Here is a 1,864-nt window from a genome sequence, read left to right as displayed (position 1 = left end):
CCGACAGCCGTACACTGATAGCCGCCCCCGGCACCAGTTGCCGCCACCAAATCCATGATGGCACGGGGCGCACGGCACAGCATCCGGCGGAGATTCTGCGGGAGGCGCTGGTGGAGTGATGAATTTTTCGTGTTTTAGTCTTGTTTATTGGCAAAGAAATAAGTAGTATTGCTGTAAGCATAAAGTGAGCCGAAAAGTTGCGTGTATGATGTTGCGCATTTTGTATTGTCGGTTGGATACACGCAGTACATATCTTCATTGGACAGGTTGTATTGACGCAATGCGCATTTCATATTGTCAATAGCGGCTAAAAGTCTAACTATAAGCAAGTTGCTTGTTATTAGGGGACTACTTAACTTGCGTGTTAATTGGTAAGCAATATTGTTGCAGAGAAGTGTGTGAGTTGCGTATATTACGTTAGTTGGTGGCAAGCATAAGTGACGACACTGAAACTAACAACAAGCATTAAAAAATGAGCCTAATACATTACATCATTTACAAGCGACCTCTTGACATTTCAAGACTTGACGAATTCGTTTCTACCATTAAAGGTGCAACATATGAAGACAGAGGCGAAGGCGTATTTTACTTTTGGATTGACGGAAAATCTACACGAGGTTTTGATATTACTCTTGAACAAGACTACATTGAAGTTAGAAACACTATTCTTTCAAATAAACACGATTACGATTTGACAAATAAAATTATAGCAGAAATTATAGCATTGACAGACGGAATAATCATTGACGAAGATGAAGAACAAATTTCTGATTTCCCCATTTTTGACAACTACAGAATAGCAGAAGCAGAAATTCACGACTGCGAAACCATTCAAGCATTATCAAGAGAACACGAAGATATTGCTATTTATGGACCTGTTAGAAAAGTTCATTTTGGCAAAAGATTGCACGAGCAATTTAAGGGACTTAAAGGCGAACAACTAAAAAACAAGATGTTTGAAATTATCTTGACAGTAAATTATCAAATACCAAACTTTGACTACGGTAACATTATGCAGGTCGGAAACTCTGAAGACGACAAGAAAATAGTGAAACTTCTAACAAATGAAACTGACTATATAATTGACAAGTATGACTACATTTTGTTACATACCTCAGACGAGCAACCAATTATGATAACAAATGACATATTAAATAAAATGTTGCCTTCAAATTGGAAACTTGTGGACGAATTTACAGTTGTTGCACCAATGACAGACGAAAACGAATGGAATAAGTTACTGACAAACGCCAAGAAATTTAACTTATGGCACGAATTTGCAAACAAATAAAGAATGCCAGCCACCAACAGCCGTTTGCCGCAATGGGGGCTGACGTGGTTAAATCAAGTGCAGTACTTCTATCAAAGTTTGTGCTTGGTTGACAGTGAAGTGCTCCGAAATCCCCCACTGCGGCAAGCGGCAAAACGTTACCGGCAACCGTGCGAAACCGACAGTGCAACCATTGACGAGAGTTTTATTAGACGCTGAATGACTGTCCCCCATCAGGACTTTTTACTAAGCGACAGTTTAACTTTCAACTTTTGTTCTTTTATTTCAGTTCAGTCACGGGGGACAGTAATTCAGGTCTGACAGGACTTGGTTAACGACTAAACAGACAATTTCGGACGACTGACAGTAACGCTTCGGCAGACAAAAATATTTAGTGACAAGTATGAGCAACATTAAGATAAGAAAAGTAACAACTAACGACTTTGAAGAATTACAAAAAATCGGCAGACTGACATTTTACGAAACATTCGCTTCGGGAAACACCGAAGAAAATATGAACAAATATCTTGACGAAGCTTTTTCGTTTACTAAACTGATAACAGAACTTAGCGACAATAACTCTGAGTTTTATTT

1 protein-coding gene and 1 pseudogene are annotated in these 1,864 nt (G+C 38.9%); both read left to right on the top strand.

Annotated features, from left to right (window positions below):
- The first annotated feature begins 472 nt into the window (after window positions 1–472).
- Window positions 473–1,291 carry a hypothetical protein gene (locus NDK19_RS16805; RefSeq protein WP_250633069.1) on the top strand — a complete coding sequence of 273 codons (819 nt, stop codon included), beginning with the start codon at window positions 473–475 and terminating at the stop codon, window positions 1,289–1,291.
- Between the two features lie 382 nt (window positions 1,292–1,673).
- Window positions 1,674–1,864: pseudogene (locus NDK19_RS16800) on the top strand (GNAT family N-acetyltransferase); the annotation flags it as partial.

This window comes from Rhodoflexus caldus (genome assembly GCF_021206925.1).
GTDB classification, from domain to species: Bacteria; Bacteroidota; Bacteroidia; order Cytophagales; family Thermoflexibacteraceae; genus Rhodoflexus; species Rhodoflexus caldus.
Note: the sequence above shows the minus strand (reverse complement) of the source record. Positions and strands in the feature narration are given on the sequence as shown.

Excerpts from the sequence above, each read along its gene's own strand:
- NDK19_RS16805 (WP_250633069.1), top strand. The coding sequence starts at position 473 with ATGAGCCTAATACATTACATCATTTACAAGCGACCTCTTGACATTTCA.